26 protein-coding genes and 1 tRNA gene are annotated in these 22,982 nt (G+C 66.3%); 9 read left to right on the top strand and 18 right to left on the bottom strand.

The features are described from left to right. Positions 1–13: 13 nt before the first annotated feature. On the bottom strand, positions 14–1,480 hold the full coding sequence (xseA, locus tag ASE00_RS12415) for an exodeoxyribonuclease VII large subunit (protein ID WP_056380649.1): 1,467 nt from the start codon (positions 1,478–1,480) through the stop codon (positions 14–16). On the opposite strand from xseA, the gene purD reads away from it, so the two are divergent. After that, positions 1,479–2,762, top strand: coding sequence for a phosphoribosylamine--glycine ligase (gene purD, locus ASE00_RS12410; protein ID WP_056380647.1), 1,284 nt, complete (start codon positions 1,479–1,481; stop codon positions 2,760–2,762). The genes xseA and purD overlap by 2 nt on opposite strands. Before the next feature lie 47 nt (positions 2,763–2,809). After that, positions 2,810–3,298, top strand: coding sequence for a hypothetical protein (locus ASE00_RS12405; protein ID WP_056380643.1), 489 nt, complete (start codon positions 2,810–2,812; stop codon positions 3,296–3,298). A gap of 129 nt (positions 3,299–3,427) precedes the next feature. Here the strand turns inward: ASE00_RS12405 and thiE are convergent, their stop codons facing one another. From thiE to tkt, 6 genes are all read right to left on the bottom strand, one after another. Further along, positions 3,428–4,132: a thiamine phosphate synthase gene (thiE, locus tag ASE00_RS12400; RefSeq protein WP_056380641.1), complete on the bottom strand. Its 705-nt coding sequence runs from the start codon at positions 4,130–4,132 to the stop codon at positions 3,428–3,430. A 181-nt stretch (positions 4,133–4,313) separates the two neighbouring features. After that, the gene (locus ASE00_RS12395) at positions 4,314–5,210 is read right to left on the bottom strand and encodes a fructose bisphosphate aldolase (protein ID WP_056380639.1); all 897 of its coding nucleotides are present in this window, start codon (positions 5,208–5,210) and stop codon (positions 4,314–4,316) included. Between the two features lie 62 nt (positions 5,211–5,272). Next, the gene (locus ASE00_RS12390) at positions 5,273–6,466 is read right to left on the bottom strand and encodes a phosphoglycerate kinase (RefSeq protein WP_056380638.1); all 1,194 of its coding nucleotides are present in this window, start codon (positions 6,464–6,466) and stop codon (positions 5,273–5,275) included. 1 nt (position 6,467) lies between these two features. Continuing rightward, positions 6,468–6,923, bottom strand: coding sequence for an MOSC domain-containing protein (locus ASE00_RS12385; RefSeq protein WP_056380635.1), 456 nt, complete (start codon positions 6,921–6,923; stop codon positions 6,468–6,470). 7 nt (positions 6,924–6,930) lie between these two features. Further along, complete coding sequence (gene gap / locus ASE00_RS12380) at positions 6,931–7,938, bottom strand: type I glyceraldehyde-3-phosphate dehydrogenase (protein WP_056380633.1); 1,008 nt, start codon at positions 7,936–7,938, stop codon at positions 6,931–6,933. Between the two features lie 37 nt (positions 7,939–7,975). After that, the gene (gene tkt / locus ASE00_RS12375) at positions 7,976–9,943 is read right to left on the bottom strand and encodes a transketolase (protein WP_056380632.1); all 1,968 of its coding nucleotides are present in this window, start codon (positions 9,941–9,943) and stop codon (positions 7,976–7,978) included. A 277-nt stretch (positions 9,944–10,220) separates the two neighbouring features. On the opposite strand from tkt, the gene ASE00_RS12370 reads away from it, so the two are divergent. The 6 genes from ASE00_RS12370 to ASE00_RS12345 all read left to right on the top strand — a co-directional run bounded on the left by ASE00_RS12370 (position 10,221) and on the right by ASE00_RS12345 (position 15,154). After that, positions 10,221–10,424: a hypothetical protein gene (locus tag ASE00_RS12370; protein ID WP_056380630.1), complete on the top strand. Its 204-nt coding sequence runs from the start codon at positions 10,221–10,223 to the stop codon at positions 10,422–10,424. Further along, on the top strand, positions 10,424–10,756 hold the full coding sequence (locus ASE00_RS12365; RefSeq protein ID WP_056380628.1) for a cell division protein ZapA: 333 nt from the start codon (positions 10,424–10,426) through the stop codon (positions 10,754–10,756). Before ASE00_RS12370 ends, ASE00_RS12365 begins: the two co-directional genes overlap by 1 nt. A gap of 343 nt (positions 10,757–11,099) precedes the next feature. Continuing rightward, positions 11,100–11,678, top strand: a complete 579-nt coding sequence (locus tag ASE00_RS12360; RefSeq protein ID WP_056380626.1) for a 5-formyltetrahydrofolate cyclo-ligase — start codon at positions 11,100–11,102, stop codon at positions 11,676–11,678. Next, positions 11,675–11,887 (top strand): DUF2842 domain-containing protein, encoded by a 213-nt coding sequence (locus ASE00_RS12355; protein WP_056380622.1) that lies wholly within the window; start codon positions 11,675–11,677, stop codon positions 11,885–11,887. The genes ASE00_RS12360 and ASE00_RS12355 overlap by 4 nt, the downstream gene beginning before the upstream one ends. Positions 11,888–11,968: 81 nt before the next feature. Next, complete coding sequence (locus tag ASE00_RS12350; protein WP_056380618.1) at positions 11,969–13,000, top strand: sensor domain-containing diguanylate cyclase; 1,032 nt, start codon at positions 11,969–11,971, stop codon at positions 12,998–13,000. A gap of 99 nt (positions 13,001–13,099) precedes the next feature. Next, positions 13,100–15,154, top strand: a complete 2,055-nt coding sequence (locus ASE00_RS12345) for an NAD(+) synthase (RefSeq protein WP_414819848.1) — start codon at positions 13,100–13,102, stop codon at positions 15,152–15,154. A gap of 75 nt (positions 15,155–15,229) precedes the next feature. Here ASE00_RS12345 and ASE00_RS12340 read toward each other — a convergent pair whose 3' ends face one another. Further along, entirely contained in the window at positions 15,230–15,601 is a 372-nt protein-coding gene (locus ASE00_RS12340; protein WP_056380615.1) for a hypothetical protein, read from the bottom strand. A 90-nt stretch (positions 15,602–15,691) separates the two neighbouring features. Here ASE00_RS12340 and ASE00_RS12335 point away from each other — a divergent pair, with 90 nt between their 5' ends. Then, a complete protein-coding gene (locus ASE00_RS12335) occupies positions 15,692–16,693 on the top strand; it encodes an adenosine kinase (RefSeq protein WP_056380614.1) in 1,002 nt (333 codons plus the stop codon). A 54-nt stretch (positions 16,694–16,747) separates the two neighbouring features. Here ASE00_RS12335 and ASE00_RS12330 read toward each other — a convergent pair whose 3' ends face one another. From ASE00_RS12330 to ASE00_RS12285, 10 genes are all read right to left on the bottom strand, one after another. Next, the gene (locus ASE00_RS12330) at positions 16,748–18,271 is read right to left on the bottom strand and encodes an amino acid permease (protein WP_056381636.1); all 1,524 of its coding nucleotides are present in this window, start codon (positions 18,269–18,271) and stop codon (positions 16,748–16,750) included. Between the two features lie 183 nt (positions 18,272–18,454). After that, complete coding sequence (locus ASE00_RS12325) at positions 18,455–18,841, bottom strand: histidine triad nucleotide-binding protein (protein ID WP_056380613.1); 387 nt, start codon at positions 18,839–18,841, stop codon at positions 18,455–18,457. Between the two features lie 7 nt (positions 18,842–18,848). Beyond that, positions 18,849–19,169 carry a phosphoribosyl-ATP diphosphatase gene (locus ASE00_RS12320; protein WP_056380611.1) on the bottom strand — a complete coding sequence of 107 codons (321 nt, stop codon included), beginning with the start codon at positions 19,167–19,169 and terminating at the stop codon, positions 18,849–18,851. Between the two features lie 277 nt (positions 19,170–19,446). Further along, entirely contained in the window at positions 19,447–19,644 is a 198-nt protein-coding gene (locus tag ASE00_RS12315) for a hypothetical protein (protein ID WP_056380609.1), read from the bottom strand. 265 nt (positions 19,645–19,909) lie between these two features. Further along, positions 19,910–20,605: a 50S ribosomal protein L1 gene (gene rplA, locus ASE00_RS12310; RefSeq protein ID WP_056380606.1), complete on the bottom strand. Its 696-nt coding sequence runs from the start codon at positions 20,603–20,605 to the stop codon at positions 19,910–19,912. 4 nt (positions 20,606–20,609) lie between these two features. Further along, complete coding sequence (rplK, locus tag ASE00_RS12305) at positions 20,610–21,041, bottom strand: 50S ribosomal protein L11 (RefSeq protein ID WP_056380605.1); 432 nt, start codon at positions 21,039–21,041, stop codon at positions 20,610–20,612. 107 nt (positions 21,042–21,148) lie between these two features. After that, entirely contained in the window at positions 21,149–21,688 is a 540-nt protein-coding gene (gene nusG, locus ASE00_RS12300; protein ID WP_056380603.1) for a transcription termination/antitermination protein NusG, read from the bottom strand. Between the two features lie 18 nt (positions 21,689–21,706). Further along, positions 21,707–21,904 carry a preprotein translocase subunit SecE gene (gene secE / locus ASE00_RS12295; protein ID WP_056381634.1) on the bottom strand — a complete coding sequence of 66 codons (198 nt, stop codon included), beginning with the start codon at positions 21,902–21,904 and terminating at the stop codon, positions 21,707–21,709. A gap of 149 nt (positions 21,905–22,053) precedes the next feature. Beyond that, a tRNA-Trp gene (locus ASE00_RS12290) sits at positions 22,054–22,129 on the bottom strand. Between the two features lie 111 nt (positions 22,130–22,240). Continuing rightward, on the bottom strand, positions 22,241–22,972 hold the full coding sequence (locus ASE00_RS12285) for a hypothetical protein (protein WP_156405404.1): 732 nt from the start codon (positions 22,970–22,972) through the stop codon (positions 22,241–22,243). Between the last annotated feature and the right edge of the window lie 10 nt (positions 22,973–22,982).

The raw sequence follows: 22,982 nt of genomic DNA, 5'->3' as shown, positions 1-22,982 counted from the left end.
TCGCGCTGCCCGGTTAGAAGAGGTCCTGCTGGCGCGGCGCGGGCTCTTCGGATCCCTTGGGTTTCGCATAAGCGGGCTTGCCGCCATTCTCAACCCGGGCATCGACAGCGCCATCGGCGAAGTGGAGCGTGAGCAGTCCCGCGGCCTTGGCTTCGGCGGCCTCAGTCAGCACGCCGCCGCCGCGCTTCTCGACGCGGACATAGCCGCGTTGCAGCGGTTTGTCGGGGTGAAGCTGCTCGGCGATCCGCCATAGCTGGTCGACCTTGCCGCGACCTTCTGCAATGCGGGCGATGATGGGTTCGGGTCGAAGCCGGACGGCCGCCAGCCGCTCCTTCGATCGCGCGAGCTTCTGGTCGAGCAGCGATATCCGCAACGCGCCCGCCGCATGCGCGAGATCGCCGCGGGCATGGGCGATGCGCTGGCCGAGCGCGCGGGGCAGCCGCTCGGCGATGTCGTCGAGCCGCTGCTGCTGGCCCGCGAACAGGCTGTTGAGCGCGGGGAAGCGATCGGCGACCGCATCGAAGCGCTCGCCCGCGCGCTCGCGATACCGCCGCGCCAGCCTTTCGGCGCGCGCGCCCAGTTCGCGGACGTGATGTGCCAGATCGGCGCGCACAGGCACCGCCATTTCGGCGGCGGCGGTTGGGGTCGGCGCGCGGCGGTCGGCGGCGAAGTCGGCGAGGGTGGTGTCGGTTTCGTGGCCAACGGCGGAAATCACCGGGATCGGCGATTCGGCGATCGCGCGGACGACCTCCTCCTCGTTGAAGGCCCAGAGATCCTCGATCGAGCCACCGCCTCGCCCGACGATCAGCAGATCGGGGCGCGGCACCGGGCCATCCTCGGCGAGCGCCCCGAAACCGCGCACCGCCCGCGCCACCTGTCCTGCCGCGCCCTCGCCCTGTACCGCGACGGGCCAGAGGATGACATGGGTGGGGCAGCGATCCTCGAGCCGGTGGAGGATGTCACGGATCACCGCGCCAGTCGGCGACGTCACCACGCCGATGACGCGCGGCATGAAGGGCAGGGGGCGCTTGCGATCCTCGTTGAACAATCCTTCGGCGGCGAGCATGCGCCGGCGCTGGTCGAGCAGCGCCATCAGCGCTCCCTGGCCCGCAAGCTCCATCCGGTCGATCACGATCTGATATTTGGAGCGGCCCGGATAGGTGGTGAGCTTGCCGGTCGCGATCACCTCGATACCGTCCTCGGGCCGGAAGCGCATCATCGCCGCCTGACCCTTCCAGATCACCCCGTCGATGCAGGCGCGGTCATCCTTCAGCGTCAGGTAGCAATGGCCCGAACTGTGCCGCTTGAAGCCCGAAATCTCGCCGCGCACGCGGACATGGCCGAAGGCTTCCTCGACGCTCCGCTTCAGCGCGCCCGACAATTCGGAGACGCTGAGCGCTGGCGCGTTGTCGCCCGGCTGCTCCTCGGCTAACAGGCGGGGCCCGTCGCTTGGGGCATCACCGGGGAGAAGTTCGTTCATGATCGTCCTGCTGCTGGGATCGGGGGGCCGCGAGCATGCGCTGGCCTGGAAGCTTGCGCAATCCGAACGGCTCACCAAACTCTACGCCGCACCCGGCAATCCGGGCATAGCCGAGTGCGCCGAGTGCGTCGATCTCGATCCGACCCATATCGAATCGGTGCTTGCCTTCGCGCGTGACGAGAATGTCGGGCTGGTGGTGATCGGCCCCGAAGCGCCGCTGGTCGCCGGGCTTGGCGATCTGCTGCGCGAGAACGGCATCCTCACCTTCGGGCCCAACCAGGCCGCCGCCCAGCTGGAGGGGTCGAAAGGATTCACCAAGGATCTATGCCGGCGCGAGAATATTCCGACCGCCGCCTATGGCCGCTTCAGCGATGCGGGTTCGGCGAAGTCGGCGCTCGACAGCTTCGGCGTCCCGGTGGTGATCAAGGCCGACGGCCTCGCCGCGGGCAAGGGGGTGGTGATCGCCGAGACCCGCAAGCAGGCCGAGGACGCGATCGACGACATGTTCGGCGGCAGCTTCGGCAGCGCGGGGGCCGAAGTCGTCGTCGAGGAATTCCTGACCGGCGAGGAGGCGAGTTTCTTCGCGCTGACCGATGGCACCACCGTCGTGCCCTTCGGATCGGCGCAGGATCACAAGCGCGTCGGCGACGGGGACACCGGCCCCAACACCGGCGGCATGGGCGCGTACAGCCCCGCGCCGGTGCTGACGCCCGAGCTCGAGGCGCAGGCGATGCGCGAGATCGTCGAGCCGACGGTGCGGGCAATGGCTGCTGCGGGCATCCCCTATTCGGGCGTGCTCTATGCGGGCCTCATGCTGACCGCCGAGGGGCCGAAGCTGATCGAATATAATGCGCGCTTCGGCGATCCCGAATGTCAGGTGCTGATGATGCGCCTGGAGGACGACCTGATCACGCTGATGCTCGCAGTCGCCGAAGGGCGGCTGGCGGAGCTACCGCGGCCCAGCCTGTCGCCGAACACCGCGCTGACCATCGTGATGGCGGCGAAGGGCTATCCGGGCACGCCGGCCAAGGGCGGCGCGATCCGCAATATCGTCGAGGCCGAGGCGAAGGGCGCGAAGGTGTTCCACGCCGGGACCGCGATGTCGCAGGGCGGCTGGCTGATCGCCAACGGCGGGCGTGTGCTGAATGTCACCGCGCTCGGCCAGGATATCGGCGAGGCCCGCGATCTGGCCTATGCCGCAGCGGACACGCTCGATTTCGCGAGTGGTTTCTGCCGCCGTGATATAGGATGGCGAGAATTGGCACGGCAGCGGAACGTCTGAGCTGCTGCGGCATTGAAGTAACATAAATCAACGCCAAAGGACGGGGAATGTCGAACAACACCCTCATCATTGCCGCCATCGTCGCGATCCTCGCGGTCGTCGGCCTGTTCCTGCTGCTGCGCAAGCCGACCCAACGGGTGTCGCTGTCGGACAGCCCGCCGCCGGTCGCGGCGCCCAAGCCCGCGGCACCGAAGCCGGTCGCGAAGGAAAGCCATGGCCTCGCTGACAGCGCCGCTGCGGCGGTACTCGACGTGTCCGGCCCGGTGATCGGTGTCGACGTCAATCCCGACTTGCCGGCCGATGATCTTACTCGCATCAAGGGGCTCGGTCCCAAGGCATCGGCGGTGCTGGCAGGGATCGGTATCCACCGCTTTGCCCAGCTGGCCGACCTTGATCCCGCCCAGGCGGCCGAGGTCGACGCCCGGCTCGGCGCGTTCAAGGGCCGCATTTTCCGCGACCGATGGATCGATCAGGCGCGCTATCTCGAACAGGGCGACACGGCTGGGTTCGAGAAGGAATTCGGTAAATTGGGCTGAACTGATTAGCCCCTCCCTGCCAAGGGAGGGGTCGGGGTGGGTCCCGCCGCGCGGCACGCCGAACTGGCTTGCCACTTGAGCCGGACTAACCCACCCCCGACCCCTCCCTTGGCAGGGAGGGGAGAGAGCTTACCCCATGCCTTTCAGCGCGGCGAACTTCTTCACCGCGGCGGCGGGGCCTTCCGGATCGTTCCACACTGCGCCCGACACCGCGAGGAAATCCGCACCCGCCGCGATTAACGGGGCGGCGTTGGCAGGGGTGATGCCGCCGATCGCGACGCTGGGCAATTCGAACAGGGTCGCCCACCAGCCGAGAATCGACGGATCGGGCTGGTGCTTCGTCTCCTTGGTGCTGGTCGGGTAGAAAGCTCCGAAGGCGACATAGTCCGCACCCGCCTCGCCTGCCTCCATCGCGAGATGGCGGCTGTCATGGCAGGTGACGCCGATCTGCGCATCGGCGCCCAGCACCTGCCGCGCCTCCCGCGGATCGCCGTCCTCCTGGCCGAGATGGACGCCATCGGCATCGAGTCGCTTGGCCAGCCCGATCGAGTCATTGACAATGAAGGCGACCTCGCGCGACGCGCAGACCGCCTGGAGCGGCTTGGCCAGTTCGGCGATGCGATGCTCGTCGATACCCTTGAGGCGAAGCTGGAAGGCTGCGACCGGCCCGGCGTCGAGCGCGGCGGCGAGGGTCTCGGCGAAGCCCGCGTCGATCGCCGGGGGAGAGATCAGGTAGAGCTTGCACGCGCCCCGCGCCTCATCGCGCTCGAAGCGGTCGGCGAAGCCGGGGTCGAGGCGGAGGTCGTCACTGTCGTCGTCGAAATCGTCGGTCATGCGGCCGCTCTATCCTAAAAATCCTCCCTGGCGAAGCCGGGGAGGGGGACCGCCCGAAGGGTGGTAAAGGGGTATCCGTATTATCCTCAAGCGCCTGTGTCTTGCAGCGGTCCTTGCCCCTCCACCGCCTGCGGCGGTCCCCCCTCCCCATGCTGCGCACAGGGAGGATTTGGACGAAGGATCAGACCGTCTTGTTGACCGACGCGCCGTAGATTTCGTCGATCGCGCCGCCGAGCGAGGCGTTGAACTCGTCGTCGCTCATCTGGGCGCGCAGGTCTTCGAGCAGCGCCCGGCTGAAGCTGGCGATGATGCCCTTGTTCTTGGCCAGCTCGACGCAGGCTTCGGGGCGCGCGAAGCCGCCCGACAGCGCGACGACGCGCAGCACGCGGGGATGATCGACCAGAGGATCGAACAGACCGGCTTTAGCGGGGAGCGAGAGCTTGAGCATCACCTTGTCGTCGCCGGTCAGCGCGTCGAGCGCCTTGAGCAGTTCCTCGAGCAGGATCTGGTCCGCCTGCGCCCGTTCCGGGCTCTTTATGTTCACCTCGGGCTCGATGATCGGCATCAGCCCGCCGGCGAGCACCTGCTTGCCGACCTCGAACTGCTGCTTGACGATCGCGGCGATGCCCTCGCGGTTGGCGAGGTTGATCACCGAACGCTCCTTGGTGCCATAGACGCCCAGGCCCCTGGCGCGCGCGAGCAGCGCGTTCAGCTCGGGCATCGGCTTCATCAGCTGGACGCCGTTCGCCTCATCCTCGAGACCCTTGTCGATCTTGATGAACGGGACGACGCCGCGATCGAGCAGCGCCTGCGGGGTCGGCTTGCCGTCGACCTGGCCATCCATCGTGCGTTCGAACAGGATCGCGCCGAGCACCTTGTCGCCGGTAAAGGCGGGCGAGGTGATGATGCGGCTGCGCATCTGGTGGATCAGGTCATACATCCCGGCCTCGTCGGACCAGGCACCTTCCTCGACGCCATAGCCCTTGAGCGCCTTGGGGGTCGAACCGCCGCTCTGGTCGAGCGCCGCGATGAAGCCTTTCCCCTCGGCGACCTTCCTGGTCATGTCCTGATCGAGCATGTGCGATAATCTCCCATCCTGTGGTGCGCCGTTTCGGCGCGTCGTCCGTTCCTGGTATCTGCTTAGGCTTCGAGCGCCTTGACCCCCGGCAGTTCGCGGCCTTCCATCCATTCGAGGAAGGCGCCGCCCGCGGTCGACACGAAGCTGAAATCCCCGGCCACGCCGGCATGGTTGAGCGCCGCGACGGTATCGCCGCCGCCCGCCACCGACACCAGCGAGCCACCCTTGGTGAGCGCCGCCGCGGTCTTCGCCAGCGCGACTGTCGCGGAGTCGAACGGGGCGATCTCGAACGCGCCCAATGGGCCGTTCCACACCAGCGTCTTGCAGGTCTTGAGCGCGTCGCCGAGCGCCTCGACCGCCGCCGGTCCGACGTCGAGGATCATCTCGTCGGCGGCAACCTCATGGACGTTGACGGTGCGCGTCGGCGGGTTCGCCCTGAACTCCTTGGCCACCACCACGTCATAGGGCAGGTGGACAATGCATTCGGCCTTCTCCGCGGCATCGAGGATTTCGATTGCGACATCCTTCAGGTCGTGCTCGCACAGCGACTTGCCGACATCGACGCCGCGCGCGGCGAGGAAGGTGTTGGCCATGCCGCCGCCGATGATCAGATGATCGACCCGGGCGACGAGATGCTTGAGCACGTCGAGCTTGGTTGAAACCTTAGCCCCTCCGACCACCGCGGCGACCGGGTGCTCGGGCTTGCCCAGCGCCTTTTCGAGCGCCTCAAGCTCGGCTTGCATGGACCGCCCGGCATAGGCCGGAAGCAGGTGGGCCAGCGCCTCGGTCGATACATGTGCGCGGTGCGCGGCAGAGAAGGCGTCGTTGACGTAGAGGTCGCCGAGCTTCGCCATCGCCTTGGCGAGATCGGGGTCGTTCTTTTCCTCGCCCTTGTGGAAGCGGGTGTTCTCGAGCAGCGCGATGTCGCCCGGCTCCAGCTGCGCGACGGCGGCTTCGGCCTGTTCGCCGCAGCAATCGCCGATGAAGCGGACGTCGCGGCCCAGCACCGAACGGAAGGCCACGGTGACCTGCGCCAGGCTCATATCCGGATTACGCTCGCCCTTGGGGCGGCCGAAATGGGCGAGGACAAGGACGATCGCGCCCTTGTCGGCCAGTTCGGCGACGGTCGGCGCGGCGGCGCGGAGGCGGGTGTCATCGGTCACCGCGCCACCGTCCATGGGCACGTTGAGGTCTTCGCGGACGAGAACCCGCTTGCCCTTTATGTCTCCGATGTCGTCGAGCGTCTTGAAAGCCATGTCAGGATTCCACCTCTATCACGTCACCGAGGGCGATTTCGCCGCCCTCGATCACTCTCGCAATCCGTCCACCGCGCCATTCGGGCGTCAGGGCGATGCGCAGGCCGTCGGCCACGCCGTCCATCCGGCGGCACGGATCGCACTCGCCGGTGATCTCGATCAGCACCGCGCCGATGCGCAGCCGCGCACCCTCTTCGCGCGGAAGGACGATGCCTTCGCTCAGCAGGTTGGCGCGGCGCTGTTCCCACGACACCGGCTGGCCGAGTTCGGCCAGCGCAGCGGTCCAGTCCTCCGCCGCCATGATCGTGATCTGGCGGCGGTTGGACTTGCCCGGCCTCAGCGCCCCGCGATGATCGCCATGGACCCCGGTATCGAGCCCGACCATGACATGATCGAGCGTCTCCATCGGGCCGAGCGGCCGATCCTTGCGGGCAATGCCGATCAGGCGGCCGGGCATCGGGCGATCAGATCAGCTTGCCGATCGCGCCCGCGGTGTCGACCATGCGGTTCGAGAAACCCCATTCATTGTCGTACCAGCTGAGCACGCGGACCAGCTTGCCTTCGATGACCGAGGTTTCGAGGCTGTCGATCGTCGACGAGTGCGCGTCGTGGTTATAGTCGATCGAGACGAGCGGTTCGTCCGAATAGCCGAGCACGCCCTTGAGCGGGCCTTCGGCGGCGGCCTTGAGGAGGGCGTTGACCTCTTCCTTGGTGGTGTCGCGCGACGGGGTGAAGGTCAGGTCGACGACCGAGACGTTCGGGGTCGGCACGCGGATTGCCGAACCGTCGAGCTTGCCCTTGAGCGCGGGCAGCACTTCGGCGACGGCGCGGGCTGCGCCGGTGGTGGTCGGGATCATCGACATCGCGGCGGCGCGGGCGCGGCGCGGATCTTCATGGATCTGGTCGAGGATCTTCTGGTCGTTGGTATAGGCGTGGATCGTGGTCATCAGGCCGCGCTCGATGCCGATCGATTCATGCAGAACCTTGGCGAAGGGCGCGAGGCAGTTGGTCGTGCACGACGCGTTCGAGACGATGACATGGTCCTTGGTCAGCTGGTCATGGTTGACGCCGAACACGACGGTCAGGTCGACCTCCTTGCCGGGAGCCGAGATCAACACGCGCTTGGCGCCGGCGTCGAGATGCGCCTGGCCGCCCTTGCGGTTGGTGAAGAAGCCCGTGCATTCCAGCGCGATGTCGACGCCTTGCGCAGCGTGCGGAAGCTTGGCGGGATCACGCTCGGCGGTGACGTGGATGCGCTTGCCGTTGATGATCAGGTCGTTGCCGTCGACTTCGACGGTGCCGCTGAACGCGCCATGGACCGAGTCACGCTTGAACAGCAGGGCGTTGGCCTTGGCGTCGGCCAGATCGTTGATCGAGACCAGCTCGAGATCGTGATCCGTCCGCTCGAGGATGGCGCGCGCGACGTTACGTCCGATGCGTCCGAAACCGTTGATCGCAACCTTCACAGCCATGCGTCGATACTCCTTCTTGTTGGGTGCCGCCCCAAATTCAGTTGGCCAGAGCCCCGATGATCTGCGGGGCCAGCTTGTCGGCGGTCAGGCCGAAATGATCGTAGAGCGCCTTCACCGGGGCCGACGCGCCGAAGCCGTCGAGGCCGAAGCGCAGGCCCTTGCGGCCGACATAGCGTTCCCAGCCAATCGTCGTGCCGGCTTCGATCGAGACGAGCAGGACGCCGTCGGGCAGGATCTCGTCGCGATAGCTTTCGGGCTGTGCGTCGAAGCGCTCCCAGCTGGGCATCGAGACGACGTCGGCGCCATGGCCGGCTTCTTCGAGCTTCTTCGCGGTGGCGAGCGCGATCTCGACCTCCGAACCGCTGGCGATCAGCACCGCCTTGCGCGGGGCTTCGGCGGCCTTGAGGCGATAGGCGCCCTTCGCGGAGAAATTCTCGCTGATGTTGGTACGCAGCTGCGGCAGGCCCTCGCGTGACAGCGCGAGCAGCGACGGGCCGTCGGCCTTCTCAAGGCTCAGCGCCCAGCATTCGGCGGTCTCGATCACGTCGCACGGGCGATAGACATCGAGGTTCGGCATCACGCGCAGGCTCATCAGATGCTCGACCGGCTGGTGGGTCGGGCCGTCCTCGCCCAGGCCGATCGAATCATGCGTCATCACATAGACGACGCGCTGCTGCTGGAGCGCCGACAGGCGGATCGCGGCGCGGCAATAGTCGGAGAAGACCAGGAAGGTGCCGCCATAGGGGATGACGCCGCCATGCAGCGCCATGCCATTCATCGCACAGGCCATGCCGAACTCGCGGATGCCGTAGTAGATATAGCGGCCGGCATAATCGTCGGCGGTCAGCGGTGCCTGCGCCTTGGTCTTGGTATTGTTCGATCCGGTCAGGTCGGCGGAGCCGCCGATCGTCTCGGCGATCTGCTCATTGATCGGGCCCAGCACCATTTCGGACGCCTTGCGGGTCGCAACCTTCTGCGGATTGGCGATCAGGTCCTTCAGATAGGCGCCGAGCGAGAAGCTCTCGGGCAGCTTGCCCGCCATGCGGCGCTCGAATTCAGCGCGGTCCTTCGATGCGACGAGCTTCGCTTCCCAAGCGCTGCGGACCGGTGCGCCGCGTGCGCCAGCTTCGAGCCAGGCGGCCTTGATATCCTCGGGGATGACGAAGGGTTCGGCGGTCCAGCCGAGGAATTCACGGGTCGCCGCGACCTCGTCGGCGCCCAGCGCCGCGCCGTGGGTGGCCGAGGTGCCCTGCTTGTTGGGCGCGCCATAGCCGATGATCGTGGTGCACTGGACGATCGACGGACGCGGATCGGCCTTGGCCGCTTCGAGCGCGGCATTGATGCTGGCCGGATCATGGCCGTCGCAGCTGACGGTGTGCCAGCCGGTCGCGGCATAGCGGGCGAGCACGTCTTCCGACGAGCTGAGCGAGACCGCGCCGTCGATGGTGATTCGGTTGTCGTCCCACAGCACGATCATCTTGCCGAGCTTCAGATGCCCGGCCAGGCCGATCGCCTCATGGTTGATGCCTTCCATCAGGCAGCCGTCCCCGGCCAGCACCCAGGTACGGTGATCGACCAGATCGTCGCCGAACACGGCGTTCAGATGACGCTCGGCGATTGCCATGCCGACCGCGGTGGCGAGGCCCGAGCCGAGCGGACCCGTCGTCGCCTCGACCCCGGCCAGTTCGAAATTCTCGGGATGGCCGGCGCACGGGCTGTGCAACTGACGGAAATTGGCGATATCCTCGATCGTCGGGCGCGCATAGCCGGTCAGGTTGAGCAGTGCGTAGATCAGCATCGAGCCATGGCCCGCCGACAGCACGAAGCGGTCGCGATCGGCCCATTTCGGCTGTGCGGGATCGAACTTCAGATGCTTGGTGAACAGCTCGGTCGCGACGTCGGCCATGCCCATCGGCATGCCGGGGTGACCCGAATTGGCGGCCTGCACCGCGTCCATCGACAGCGCGCGGATGGCATTGGCGAGCTGCTTCGATGCAATCGTCATAGGAAACCTTTGTGCAGACCGGCGGGATCGGCGAACAGGCGCATATCCTGCTCGCGCGGACCCTTTGTCGTGCCGGAGCGACATCGTCAACCGTTGGCGGGTTTCGGCGTTCGCCGAAACGGCGGTGCCAGACCGCTCCCCCGGCCAACCGCTTGATCCAGGATATGATATCGGGAGGTTGGGCGGGGAGCGGGCTGGCACCGCACTACCATGTGAATGGAAGCAAAAAGTGCCGCTCCCTTGCGGGCCGGAACGAGGCTGCTATTCCTTCGAGTCGATGACTGACCGCCGCCTCATACTGGCCCTCGGCCGCCTGGAACGCGCCCTCGCGCGCGTCGAGGCCGGAATCGAGTCCGCGCCGCCGCCCTTCGGCCATGACGAGAGCGAGGCGCTGTTCCGCCTGGCCGAGCGGCATCGCACGCTGCGCGAGGCGACCGAATCGGCGATCGAGCGGATCGACCGCCTGTTGGGGAGCGACTGATGGCCGATGTCGAGGTGTCGGTCTCGGGCCGCCGCTACAAGCTCAGCTGCCGCGACGGCGAGGAGGATCATCTCCGCGCGCTCGTCCGCATGGTCGACGTAAAGGCCGAGGAGATCACCGGCGCACTGGGCGAGATGACCGAGGCGCGCACCCTGCTCCTTTCGGCGCTGCTGATCGCCGACGAACTCAACGATATGCGCGGCGCGGCGGCGGTGGCGCGTAATGAAAGCGGCGCCGAGGCGGAGCCCGATCCCGCCTATGCCGTCGCGATCGAACGCATCGCCGAACGGGTCGAGCGGCTCGCGAACCAGCTGGAGCGCACGGGGGAGTGACGGCATCCCCCTACCTGCCAAGGGAGGGGTTAGGGGTGGGTTGGTCCGCCCTGTATCGCCGCATAATGGACGGCGAAACCTACCCCCTTCCCCTCCCTTGGCAGGGAGGGGGGATAAGGTCGCCCTTGAGCAACGCCGCCCCAGCGCCTACATATGTCGGCGGCGGGTACTGCCCGGCACGAGCTGAGCGAACATCCCTGAGGCGATTCACTTCCTATGGGGGCTGTCCCTGTTCGGACCCTGGTCCGATGCATATGGTCCCCACCTGATGCTTTCGGCGTCAGAGGATATTCCAGCAACGACCATGGCGGTCCCGCCACCCTTTCATCGATGAGCCGGCCCGATGAGTGACCCCGCCAAGGCGGCCTTGCGGGCCGAACTGCGCGCCGCGCGCGATGCGTTCATATTGGGACTGGCGCCAGGCGAGCGAGGGCGACTCGAAGCGGGCGCCGCTGCCCATCTCGCGCCGCTGCTCGATGGCGCGTCCTGCATCGCCTTCTATCATGCGCTGGGCAGCGAACTCGATTGCGGCGCTGCCATCACCGCCGCCGCGGCGCGGGGTGCTACCATCGCGCTGCCTCATGTCGAAGACCGCCAGAGCCCCATGCGCTTCCTGGCCTGGATGCCCGGCGATCCGCTGGAAACCGGATGGCGCGGGCTGATCCAGCCGCGCGGTGACGCTACGGAGGTCTATCCTGACGCGGTCGTCGCGCCCCTGCTCGGCTTCGACTCGACGCTGGCGCGACTCGGCCAGGGGGCGGGCTTTTACGATCGGGCTTTCGCCGCGCACCCGGAGGTAAAAAAAATTGGATTATGCTGGTCGATCCAGCGGCGCCCCGTCATAGCCTGCGACCCATGGGACGTGCCGCTCGATGCGGTCGTCACCGAAGCCGGCGTTAGCGAAGGGACAAGGCCGCGATGATCGAACCCAGCTGGCGCAAGCCTGTCGGCATCTTTCTGATCTTGCTGATCATTTTCATATGGGCGGTGATCGTCGCCACCGCCTCCCCCTGGATCGGACAGCTGCACATGCTGGTGCAGGCGGTGATCTACACGATCGCCGGAATCGTCTGGATCCTGCCGCTGAAGCCGCTCCTGGCCTGGATGGAGACGGGCCGCTGGCGCGCCTGACCCCGTAAAATTACCGGGGCGCATTAACCGGATGTATCGAATCTCGCGCTATCGGTCGCCGCTGAGATCAGGGGTGCAACGGTGCGCGAAGAACGAATAGCCGAAAAGTCAGCCGAACGCGACGAGTGGCGCCGGCTCTATGACATGATCGGCAAGCTTTTGTTCGATCATGGGCTGGAGCCGTCTCCGGCCAATTTCGAGCTGTGCCATCGTTACTTGTCGGGCCGCGACGGCGAGCTCAATGCGATGATCGACCGCGCGATCGCCAAGGATGGCGGCCTTAACGAGGCGGTCACCGCCGCGATCTCGGCCAAGCTCGATTCGGGCCTGTCGACCGACGAGCTGTCGCGAATCGCGACCGACGCCCAGGGGTATCTCGAACAGATGTCGGCGATCCTAGCGCGTACCGGCGATGACGCGCGCGATTATGGCGCCGCGCTGGAAAGCGAAGCGGCGGGCCTCGCGAAGAGCGCCTCGCCGGTGGTCTCGGTCGAAACGCTGGTCGAGCTGACCCGCCAGATGATCGACAAGGCGCAGTCGGCCGAAGAGGATCTGCGCCGCACCGAATTGCAGATGAGCGCGATGCGCAAGGATCTGGCGGCGGCGCAGCATAAGGCGAACAGCGATCCGCTGACCGGCCTGCCGAATCGCCGCGCCTTCGACCATCATCTGCGCAGCGCCTTCGAGACCGCGCGCCGCAATGGTACGCCGCTCGCGCTGGCGATCTGCGACATCGACCATTTCAAGATATTCAACGACACCCATGGCCATCAGATCGGCGACGAGGTGATCAAGTTCGTCGGCTCCTCGCTGGGCCGTCCCGCGAACAACGACATCTTCGCCGCGCGCTATGGCGGCGAGGAGTTCGTCCTGGTGTTCGAGCGGACCGCTGCCGCCGATGCGGTAACGATTCTGGACAAGATCCGCGCGGCGATCGCAGCGCGCGAGCTGAAGGTCACCCACACCGGCCAATCGCTCGGACGGCTCAGTTTCTCGGGAGGTATCGCGACCCTGAACATCCAGGATTCGCCGGGTTCGATTCTGAAGCGCGCCGACGCCGCGCTGTATCGCGCCAAGCAGGACGGCCGTAACCGCATCACCGCGGCGGACTGATCGTCCACGACCGTCGTCGGGGCTCCGCATTGGCGCTTGCGCGTTCCTTCCTCTATTGGGGCGGAACGACAGCAGCCTGCGAGAGCCTGAATGCCCGGCGTGACCAATTTTCGATCGATCCACACGCACGGCTTTGTGCGCGTCGGCGCGGGAACCCCGGCGGCGAGCGCGGGCGACGTCGCCGCCAATGCGGCGGGGATATTGGCGCTGGCCAGACAGGCCGACGGACAGGGCGTCGATCTGCTGGTGTTGCCCGAGCTGGCGCTGTCCTCTTACGCGATCGATGATCTTCATCTGCAGGACGCCCTGCTCGACCGGGTCGAGGCCGAGCTGGCGGCGATCGTCGCGGCGAGCGCCGATCTTCGCCCGGTGCTGCTCATCGGTGCGCCGGTCCGCCGCAACGGGCGGCTGTACAACACGGCGGTCGCCGTGGCGCGGGGCCGCATCCTGGGCGTCGTGCCCAAGAGCTTCCTGCCCAATTACCGCGAATATTATGAGAAGCGCTGGTTCGCGGCGGGGGAGGGGCTGCACGGGCTGGAGATGGAATTGTGCGGGCAAAGCGTCCCCTTCGGCCCCGACCTGATCTTCGCCGCTGCCGACCTGCCCGACTTCGTCTTCCATGCCGAGATCTGCGAGGATTATTGGGCGCCGCTGCCGCCCTCCACCGCAGGCGCGATGGCCGGGGCGCTGATCCTGTGCAACCTGTCGGCGTCGAACATCATCATCGGCAAAGCGCGTGACCGCGCGCTGCTAGCCGCCGCGCAATCGATGCGCGCGGTCGCCGCCTATTGTTATTCGGCCAGCGGGCCCGGCGAAAGCACCACCGACCTAGCCTGGGACGGGCAGGCGATGATTCACGAACTCGGCACGGTGCTTGCCGAATCGAGCCGCTTCGGCATGGACCCTGAACTTATCGCCGCCGATGTCGACGTGTCGCGCTTGCGGCTCGAACGGATGCGGATGGGGACGTTCAACGATTGCGCCGCCGCCAACGGCCACCCCGAGACCTATTTCCGCACCATCGCCTTCCGGCACCAGCCCGACTTCGCCGATGTTGGCTTGCGCCGGCCGGTCGCGCGCTTCCCGTTCGTGCCGGCGGACCGCGCGCAGCTCGACGCCGACTGCTACGAGGCCTTCAACATCCAGGTCGAGGGACTGGCGAAGCGCTTCACCGCGACCCACGGCAAGACGATGGTGATCGGGATTTCGGGCGGGCTCGATTCGACCCATGCGCTGATCGTCGCGGCCAAGGCGTGCGACCGGCTCGGCCTGCCGCGCACCACGATCCTCGGCTATACCATGCCGGGCTTCGCGACCGGTGAGGAGACCAAGGGCAATGCCTGGGCGCTGATGAAGGCGCTCGGCATCACCGCCGCGGAAATCGATATCCGCCCGGCCGCACGGCAGATGCTCGGGGATATGGGTCATCCTTTCGCGGGCGGCGAACCGGTCTACGACATCACCTTCGAAAATGTGCAGGCGGGCCTGCGCACCGATTATCTGTTCCGGCTGGCCAACCAGAATGAAGGCTTCGTCGTCGGCACCGGCGATCTCAGCGAACTTGGTCTCGGCTGGTGCACCTATGGCGTCGGCGACCATATGAGCCATTATGGCGTCAATGCGGGCGTGCCGAAGACGCTGATCCAATATCTGATCCGCTGGTGCGTCGCGACCGATCAGTTCGACGCCGCGACCGACGAGGTGCTCACCGCGATCCTCGGCACCGAGATTTCGCCCGAGCTCGTTCCCGCCGATGAAAGCGGCGCTATCCAGAGCACCGAATCGAAGGTCGGTCCCTATGAGCTCAACGACTTCTTCCTCCACCATGTCATCCGGCTGGGGCTGAAGCCGTCGAAGATTGCCTTCCTCGCCTGGCATGCCTGGAAGGACGTCGACGCCGGGCCGTGGCCCGCCGGTTTCCCCGCCGAGCTGCGCAACAGCTATTCGCTGGCGACGATCCGGCACTGGCTGGAGAAGTTCCTGTTCCGCTTCTTCACGATCAGCCAGTTCAAGCGTTCGGCGATCCCCAACGGCCCGAAGGTGTCGGGCGGCGGCGCGCTCTCCCCGCGCGGCGACTGGCGCGCGCCGTCGGACGGCAATGCGAAAGTGTGGCTCGACGAACTGGCGGCGGCATTGGACGGGGTGGAGGCGTAACCCTCACCACTTTTCTTGTCTAAGTTCGAGGAAGAAGCGGGATCCCGGATCAAGTCCGGGGTGACGGGTTGGAAACTACCTAGCCTCTTTCCGCCGCACCAAGGCCGCGATGCACGAGGCGCGGTCGATGTCCTCTCCGGTGGGCAGCCGCGCGTCGACATGGGTGACGAGCGGTTCGCGGCCGGGCCCTGGCGGATAGAGATAGGCGTCGAGCACGCACACCGAGCTGGCATATTGCAGCTTGCGGGCGGGCTCCTCGCGGATGTCCTGATTGGGTGTGCCGAACAGGCTGATCAGCGCGCGCAGGTCCTTGCCCAGCACGCGGTCGAGTCCGGCTTCAGTGCGGACCGGTGGCGGGGGGGTGTGGGCGACGCGGGCATTCTGGGCCGGGCCGCAGGCGGCAAGCAGGGCGATCGGCGCGAAGGCCGAGATGCGGTGCAAGGTCATGCGGCGACCGTCAGCATTATTGCGGCCCGAGCGCAAGCCAGTGTCGTCGAGTGGCTTTGCCTGCGGGGCGGACTCAGCTAGGGGGCGGCGATGCCCGCTCCCCGCTATGACATCATCGCGATCGGCAATGCGCTGGTCGACGTGCTTTGCCACAAGGACGACGCCTTCGTCGCGGCGCAGGGCCTGTCGCGCGGCGTGATGCAGCCGATCGCCCCCGATCGCGCGGTGCTGCTCCATCAGGCGATGGGGATGTGCGAGGAGGTCTGCGGCGGCTCTGCGGCGAACAGCATGGCGGCGCTCGCGCGGTTGGGCTTGCGCCTCGCCTTTGTCGGGCAGGTAGGCGACGACCGGCTGGGCCGTCTGTTCGCCGATGATATGGCGGCGAACGGGATCGACTTTCCGTTGCCGCCGATCGACACCCCCACCGGCCGTTGCCTGATCATCGTCAGTCCTGATGGACATCGCACGATGAACACCGCGATCGGCGCGTCGGAATATCTGCCCGCCGCCGCCTTCGACGCGTCGATCGCGGCCGATGCGGCGATCATCTACACCGAAGGCTATATGTGGCGCACGCCCGAGCCGCGTGCGGCGTCGGTCAAGGCGCTGGAAGTGGCGCGCGCGCATGGCAGGCGCACCGCATTCACCCTCTCGTCGGAGTTCTGCGTCCGCCAGCATCATGACGATTTCGTCGCCCTGTTGGGCGGCGGGCTGGTCGATATCCTCTTCGCCAATGAAGGCGAACTCGCCGAGCTGAGCGGGCTCGCCGATTTCGAGGCGGGCGTCGACTGGACGGCGGCCCGCGTCCCGCTGCTGATCGCGACACGCGGGGCCGATGGGGCGATCGCGGTGGACGGGGGCAAGCGGTACGAGACGCCGGCCGAGCCGCTGGGGCCGATCGTCGACACGACCGGTGCGGGCGATCTGTTCGCCGCCGGGGTTCTCGCCGGGTTCGCGCAGGGGCGCGATCTGCCCACCAGCCTGCGGATGGGATCGATCGCGGCGGGCCGGATCATCGGCCTGATGGGGCCCCGCCTGCCCGATGGCGAGGATCTGGCGGCACTGATCGACAAGCGGCTGCGCAGCGCCTGAAACAGAAAGGGCTCGGCTTTCGCCGAGCCCGATCCTTGCGCAGGAGCTGCGGTCTTATTCGATCGGCGGCACCGGCTGCGGGGGCACGTCGCTATCGGTCTCGTGCACCTCGACGACGCCCCGGCCCAGATGGCTCTTGCGATAGCCATAGAGGAAGTAGACCAGCAGCCCGAGCGCCGCCCAGCTGAAGAACAGCGTGATGGTGTAGGTCGACAGGCTGAAGAACAGATAGAGACAGCCGATGATCGACACCGGTGCGACGATGGCGATCGCCGGAGTGCGGAACGGTCGATTGCGGCTCGGGTCGGTCTTGCGCAGCACCAGCACCGCGATCGACACGGCCGCGAAGGCGAACAACGTGCCCGAATTGGAGATGTCCGCCAGCGCCCCGACCGGGAACAGCGCCGCGAAGATCGCGACGAAGATACCGGTCATGATGGTCACGACATGCGGCGTCCTGTAACGCGGATGGACTTTAGAAAAGACTGCAGGAAGCAGGCCGTCACGGCTCATCACGAAGAAGATGCGGGTCTGCCCGAACATCATCATCAGGATGACCGAAGGCAGCGCCAGACCGGCGGCCAGACCGAGCAGGTTGCCGATCTGCGGCCATCCGATCTCGCGCAGGGTCCAGGCCAGCGCCTCCTTCGAACAGACCACCTTGGCGTCGCCGATCGCCGAACAGGCGGCGGCAAGCTCCTTCGATCCCGTGGGGATGCCGTTGCCGGCGGCGTCGAGCATCGGCTGCGCACCGACCCCGCCGATCACGCCGGCGGCGACGAGCATGTAGAAGATCGTGCAGATGCCAAGCGACGCAATCAGTCCGATCGGCATGTTGCGCTGGGGGTTCTTGGTTTCCTCGGCCGCGGTCGAGACCGCGTCGAAGCCGACATAGGCGAAGAAGATCGATGCCGCCGCCGCCGAGATGCCGGCGAAGCCGAGCGGCGCGAAAGGATCGAAATTGTTCATGTTCATCACCGGCAGCGCCAGCACGACGAACAGCGTCAGCGCGGCGACCTTGATACCGACGAGCACCGCATTGACCGTCGCGCTCTCCTTGGTGCCGAGAACCAGCAGCCAGGTGACCAGCAGCGCGATGATCATCGCCGGCACGTTGATCAGGCCGCCGTCGATCGGGCCCAGAACCAGAGCTTTCGGCACGGTTATGCCGGTGAGCGACTGGAACAATCCGACGACATATCCCGACCACCCGACCGAGACTGCACCCGCCGCGATCGCATATTCGAGGACCAGCGCCCAGCCGACCATCCAGGCGACCAGTTCGCCCATCACGGCATAGCTGTATGTGTAGGCGGACCCCGAAACCGGGACCATCGCCGCCATTTCGGCGTAGCAGAATGCCGCCACCGCGCAGACGAAGCCGGCGATGACGAAGGCGAGGATCATGCCGGGGCCGGCCTTTTGCGCGGCTTCGGCGGTGAGAACGAAGATGCCGGTGCCGATGATGCCGCCGATGCCCAGCATGGTCAGCTGGAAGGGGCCTAGCGATCGGTGCAGCGATTTCTTCGCGGCGGTGGCGAGAATGGCGTCGAGTGGTTTTACGCGCCCAAATATCATGCGGAGTTCCCTTGTCTGGCCGGGCTTCTGCACGCGGCCGGTCATGGGGAGCGGAGCCTAACCGCTAATTCGCCGTGCGCAACAGAATTGCGCGTGAACGAAATGGCCCTCGACTCCGGCTGGCCGTCATCGCCGCCTGGAGCGCGGATTTCCGGGCTTTGCTGCGCAGCGTCGCCGCAGCGTTCAGCCGCGCGGCGGCGGGATCATTTCGCGGAACTGACGGCCGCCGAAAATGTGGACGTGGAGGTGGGGGACCTCCTGATGGCCATGGCCGCCGATATTGGCGAGCAGGCGATAGCCGGGCTCCACCAGTCCCGCCTCGCGCGCGACATGGCCGACGGCGCGGATAAAGCCGGCGACCTCGCGATCGTCTGCCTTGGCGGTGAAGTCGTCCCATGAGACGTAGCGGCCCTTTGGGATCACCAGAATATGGACCGGGGCCTGCGGGTTGATGTCGTGGAAGGCGAGGGCGAACTCGTCCTCATAGACCTTTTTCGACGGCAGTTCGCCGCGCAGTATGCGCGCGAAGATATTGCCGTCGTCATAGGGCAGGGTGGCGTCGATCGGCATGGGAGTCCTATCCTTTCGGCCGCGAGGCTTTCTCGTCGAGCCCGGACCGGCCCTCGCGCCGTTCGAGTTCGGCCATTACATCGGCGAGCGGCACCCCCGCCGCCGCGAGCAGCACGGTGAGGTGGAACAGCAGGTCGGCGGCCTCGCTGGTCACCGCCTTGGCGTCGCCCGCCATCGCCGCGATCACCGTCTCGACGGCTTCCTCGCCCAGCTTCTGCGCGATCTTGGGCATGCCTTTGGCGAAGAGCGATGCGACATAGGAGGCCGATGGGTCGGCGTCGCGGCGGGCCGCGATGGTCGATTCGAGCTGTTCGAGGGTGGCGGTCATGCGCCGCTTCAAGCCTGCCCGGCGGAAGAGGTCAATGCTTGGTTTGTTTCAGCAGAGCTGAAACGCGCGGTGCCGGCCCGCTCCCCCGCCCAACCTCCCGATCCAGCGTAATATATCGGGAGGTTGGGCGGGGGAGCGGGCCGGCACCGCGCATACATAAAGCAACCCCCGCCCGCCATTCACCGATAGGGGCCGGTGAGGGCGGGCGGGGGCCGATTACGCACAGCAACGCTACAGGGGAATACGCAAACTCGGACGCAAAAATACTAACGCAAACTTACGGATCCCGCCGCTTTCGGCTCGCGAGGCGGCCGACGAACAAGCCGGCCACCGCGATCAGGAACACGACAAGCGCACTCGGTTGCGGAACATTCTGCAACCATGCCTGAAGCGCCCCCAGCTGGGCCCAGGCGGGAGAGGCGATCACAATGGCGGCAAACAGCGCAATAACCCCCCGGAATGCGGTACTCGCCATCGGATCAACCTCCCCCCACCTCGGCCCCAGCGAGCCCCCAACAGCGGGTTCACAAAAGATTAAAGCCAGAAGCGTGCCAGTTTTAATAAATGGCTGATTTCTGGCAATTTTTTGCGTTGCGATCGTTTGCAAGGCGGGGGTTGTGTAAGGAATTCCGACGCTTAATTCCTCCCCGGCACGGGGAGGAATAAAAAACCGCGGCGGAGCAGGGGCTCCACCGCGGTTCCTTGTTCAGCCCGTCCTTGCGGACGGACGCCGGGAGAGATCAGACGCCGAGGTCGGCGGTGTCGATCTTGACACCCGGGCCCATCGTCGAGCTGACGGCGGCCTTCTTGACATATTTGCCCTTGGCGCCGGTCGGCTTCGCCTTGACGATCGCGTCGACGAAGGCGTCGAAGTTGGCGCGCAGGTCTTCCGCCGGGAAGCTGGCCTTGCCGATCCCCGAGTGGATGATGCCGGCCTTTTCGACGCGGAACTCGACCTGGCCGCCCTTGGCCGCCTTGACGGCGCCCGCGACGTCCATGGTGACGGTGCCGAGCTTGGGGTTCGGCATCAGGCCCTTCGGACCCAGGATTTTACCCAGGCGGCCGACGAGGCCCATCATGTCCGGGGTCGCGATGCAGCGGTCGAAATCGACCGTGCCGCCCTGGATCGTCTCGAGCAGGTCTTCCGCACCGACGACTTCGGCGCCGGCGGCCTTGGCTTCGTCAGCCTTGGCGCCGCGCGCGAACACGCCGACGCGAACGTCCTTGCCGGTGCCCTTGGGCAGGGTCACGACGCCGCGGACCATCTGGTCGGCGTGGCGCGGATCGACGCCCAGGTTCAGCGCGACCTCGATGGTCTCGTCGAACTTCGACGTGGCGTTGGACTTGGCGAGCTTGATCGCCGCATCGATGTCGTACAGCTTGTTGGCGTCGACCGACGAAGCCTGGTTCTTCTGCTTCTTGCTGAGCTTGGCCATCTTATCAGCCCTCCACCACTTCGAGGCCCATCGCGCGGGCGCTGCCTTCGATGATGCGGGTCGCCGCTTCGATATCGTTGGCGTTCAGGTCCTTCATCTTGATCTCGGCGATCGCGGAAAGCTGCGAACGCTTGATCTTGGCTGCGACCACCTTGCCCGGCTCCTTGGAGCCCGACTTCAGGTTCGCGGCCTTCTTGATGAGGTAGCTGGCGGGCGGCGTCTTGGTGACGAAGCTGAACGAGCGATCGGCATAGACGGTGATGACGGTGGGAAGCGGGGTGCCGACTTCCTGATCACCGGTCTGCGCGTTGAACGCCTTGCAGAAATCCATGATGTTGACGCCGCGCTGTCCGAGCGCGGGGCCGATCGGCGGCGACGGATTCGCCTTTCCAGCGGGCACCTGGAGCTTGATATAGCCCGTGATCTTCTTTGCCATGTTTCACTCTCTTTCAAGTTTAGCGGTCCATGCGGCCTTCCCGAAAGAACGCCTCCCGCAATGTCGGACCCCTGAAAGGGGCCCATTTCCCGGTTCTAACCGGAAACTTATTTGACGCGTTCGACCTGCTCGAACTCGAGCTCGACCGGGGTGGCGCGGCCGAAGATCGACACCGACACCTTGACGCGGCTGCGGTCGAAGTCGAGTTCCTCGACGACGCCGTTGAAGCTCGCGAACGGACCGTCGAGCACCTTGACCTGATCGCCGATCTCGTAATCGACCTTCAGCTTTGCCTTGGGGGCTGCCTGAGCGGCTTCCTCCTTGGTGTTCAGGATGCGCGCGGCCTCGGCCTCGCTGATCGGCTGCGGCTTGCCCATCGATCCGAGGAAGCCCGTCACCTTTGGCGTGTTCTTCACCAGGTGATAGACGTCGTCGTTCATGCTGAGCTTGGCCAGCACATAGCCGGGGAAGAATTTGCGGTCGGAGGTGATCTTCTTGCCGCGGCGGACCTCGGTGATCTTCTCGGTCGGCACTTCGACCGATTCGACAAGCTGCTCCAGCCCCATGCGCGCGGCGTCGGCCAGGATCGATTCCCGCACCTTGTTCTCGAAGCCCGAATAGGCGTGAATGATGTACCAGCGCGCCATGAACGCCACGTTCTCCGTTTAACCGAGCAGCGAGAGCAGGAACTTCACGATCGCCGCGAAGGCCTGATCGAGGCCGAAGAAGAACAGGCCCAGCAGCAGTGTCATGATGCCCACCATGATGGTGGTCGTCACGGTCTCCTTGCGGGTCGGCCAGACGACTTTCGCCGTCTCTGCCCTGACCTGCCGGATGAACTCGCCGGGTGAAGTCTTCGCCACGTCCTCGCCTACCACCAAGTTGACGAGCCGGAGCCCGCCAAAGCTTCCCAAATAACGACACGAGGCCTCAGTCCGCTTTTCAGCCTTGCGGCCGCGGACCTTGACCTCGTTTTCTCGACCCCGTTGGCCTTACCCAATCGCCATCGGAATGGCAGGAGTGCACGGACTCGAACCGTGGGCCCTCGGTTTTGGAGACCGATGCTCTACCAACTGAGCTACACTCCTCCGGGTCCGAGAGAGCGGGCACATAGCGGTGGGTGCGGGCGAGTGCAAGGGGTTGAAGGCTTTCATGGTTTCGGCATCGCCGAAAGGGGGCTCCCGCCTCGCCCCGATCCCTCAAGGCACATAGACTATGCCGCCGCCGTCTATATCCCAGGATGCGCCGCCAGTCCCATTGGCGGTGAAGCTGATGGGCACGGTGATGCGGTGGCCGCAGGGTTCGAAGGTCCAGATTTCGCGCCACGAGCCTTTCAGGCGCAGGCCATAGACGTCGGGCCCGAGGTCGGGACTGCGGTCGGCCACCTTCACGTCGGTCGCGGTCAGGTCTTTTGGTGCGCAGGCGGGATCGGCGCGGCGCAGCGCGTTGACGGCATGCGGCACGGTCGCCTTCAGCGCTTCGCGGGCGAGGGTCGGCCAGGCGAGGCTTTCGCCCTGTCCGGCAAAGATTCCCTGCAGCGCCACGCCGTCGGCCATCCGCAGCAGCAGCACCCGGATCGGCGCGGCAGGCGGGCAATCGTCGAGCTTGACCGCGGTCAGCCAGGCATTCTCGATCTGCCCGGCGGCGACCATCGAGGTGATCATGCCATCGAGCGTGACCGGCGACAGCGCGCCGATGCTGATCTTGTTGGGCGTGCAGCGGCCCCGCTGGCGCGCATCGACCGCCACCGCAGCGCCGACCACACGGGCGAGCGGCTCGCCATCGGGCAGCGGCTTGCGGTTGAGCTCGGCCACGTCGCGCTGGAACTGCGCGGGATCGCCGAGCGGATCGAGCGGAGCAGCGGTGGCTGCGCTCGACAGGGCGAGGGCGACGGCGAAGATCGTCAACCGCTTGCCCACTGTCTGCCCCACCAAATCCGCC

The organism is Sphingomonas sp. Root710 (assembly GCF_001429065.1).
Classification (GTDB): Bacteria; Pseudomonadota; Alphaproteobacteria; order Sphingomonadales; family Sphingomonadaceae; genus Rhizorhabdus.
The sequence above is the reverse complement of the archived record's forward strand: the minus strand, read 5'-3'. Positions and strand labels throughout refer to the sequence as shown.

Bases quoted from the DNA above. Each gene is read 5' to 3' on its own strand.
- purD (WP_056380647.1), top strand. From the start codon at position 1,479: ATGATCGTCCTGCTGCTGGGATCGGGGGGCCGCGAGCATGCGCTGGCC.
- xseA (WP_056380649.1), bottom strand. From the start codon at position 1,480: ATGAACGAACTTCTCCCCGGTGATGCCCCAAGCGACGGGCCCCGCCTG.
- ASE00_RS12405 (WP_056380643.1), top strand. From the start codon at position 2,810: ATGTCGAACAACACCCTCATCATTGCCGCCATCGTCGCGATCCTCGCG.
- thiE (WP_056380641.1), bottom strand. From the start codon at position 4,132: ATGACCGACGATTTCGACGACGACAGTGACGACCTCCGCCTCGACCCC.
- ASE00_RS12395 (WP_056380639.1), bottom strand. From the start codon at position 5,210: ATGCTCGATCAGGACATGACCAGGAAGGTCGCCGAGGGGAAAGGCTTC.
- ASE00_RS12390 (WP_056380638.1), bottom strand. From the start codon at position 6,466: ATGGCTTTCAAGACGCTCGACGACATCGGAGACATAAAGGGCAAGCGG.
- ASE00_RS12385 (WP_056380635.1), bottom strand. From the start codon at position 6,923: ATGCCCGGCCGCCTGATCGGCATTGCCCGCAAGGATCGGCCGCTCGGC.
- gap (WP_056380633.1), bottom strand. From the start codon at position 7,938: ATGGCTGTGAAGGTTGCGATCAACGGTTTCGGACGCATCGGACGTAAC.
- tkt (WP_056380632.1), bottom strand. From the start codon at position 9,943: ATGACGATTGCATCGAAGCAGCTCGCCAATGCCATCCGCGCGCTGTCG.
- ASE00_RS12370 (WP_056380630.1), top strand. From the start codon at position 10,221: ATGACTGACCGCCGCCTCATACTGGCCCTCGGCCGCCTGGAACGCGCC.
- ASE00_RS12365 (WP_056380628.1), top strand. From the start codon at position 10,424: ATGGCCGATGTCGAGGTGTCGGTCTCGGGCCGCCGCTACAAGCTCAGC.
- ASE00_RS12360 (WP_056380626.1), top strand. From the start codon at position 11,100: ATGAGTGACCCCGCCAAGGCGGCCTTGCGGGCCGAACTGCGCGCCGCG.
- ASE00_RS12355 (WP_056380622.1), top strand. From the start codon at position 11,675: ATGATCGAACCCAGCTGGCGCAAGCCTGTCGGCATCTTTCTGATCTTG.
- ASE00_RS12340 (WP_056380615.1), bottom strand. From the start codon at position 15,601: ATGACCTTGCACCGCATCTCGGCCTTCGCGCCGATCGCCCTGCTTGCC.
- ASE00_RS12335 (WP_056380614.1), top strand. From the start codon at position 15,692: ATGCCCGCTCCCCGCTATGACATCATCGCGATCGGCAATGCGCTGGTC.
- ASE00_RS12330 (WP_056381636.1), bottom strand. From the start codon at position 18,271: ATGATATTTGGGCGCGTAAAACCACTCGACGCCATTCTCGCCACCGCC.
- ASE00_RS12325 (WP_056380613.1), bottom strand. From the start codon at position 18,841: ATGCCGATCGACGCCACCCTGCCCTATGACGACGGCAATATCTTCGCG.
- ASE00_RS12320 (WP_056380611.1), bottom strand. From the start codon at position 19,169: ATGACCGCCACCCTCGAACAGCTCGAATCGACCATCGCGGCCCGCCGC.
- ASE00_RS12315 (WP_056380609.1), bottom strand. From the start codon at position 19,644: ATGGCGAGTACCGCATTCCGGGGGGTTATTGCGCTGTTTGCCGCCATT.
- rplA (WP_056380606.1), bottom strand. From the start codon at position 20,605: ATGGCCAAGCTCAGCAAGAAGCAGAAGAACCAGGCTTCGTCGGTCGAC.
- rplK (WP_056380605.1), bottom strand. From the start codon at position 21,041: ATGGCAAAGAAGATCACGGGCTATATCAAGCTCCAGGTGCCCGCTGGA.
- nusG (WP_056380603.1), bottom strand. From the start codon at position 21,688: ATGGCGCGCTGGTACATCATTCACGCCTATTCGGGCTTCGAGAACAAG.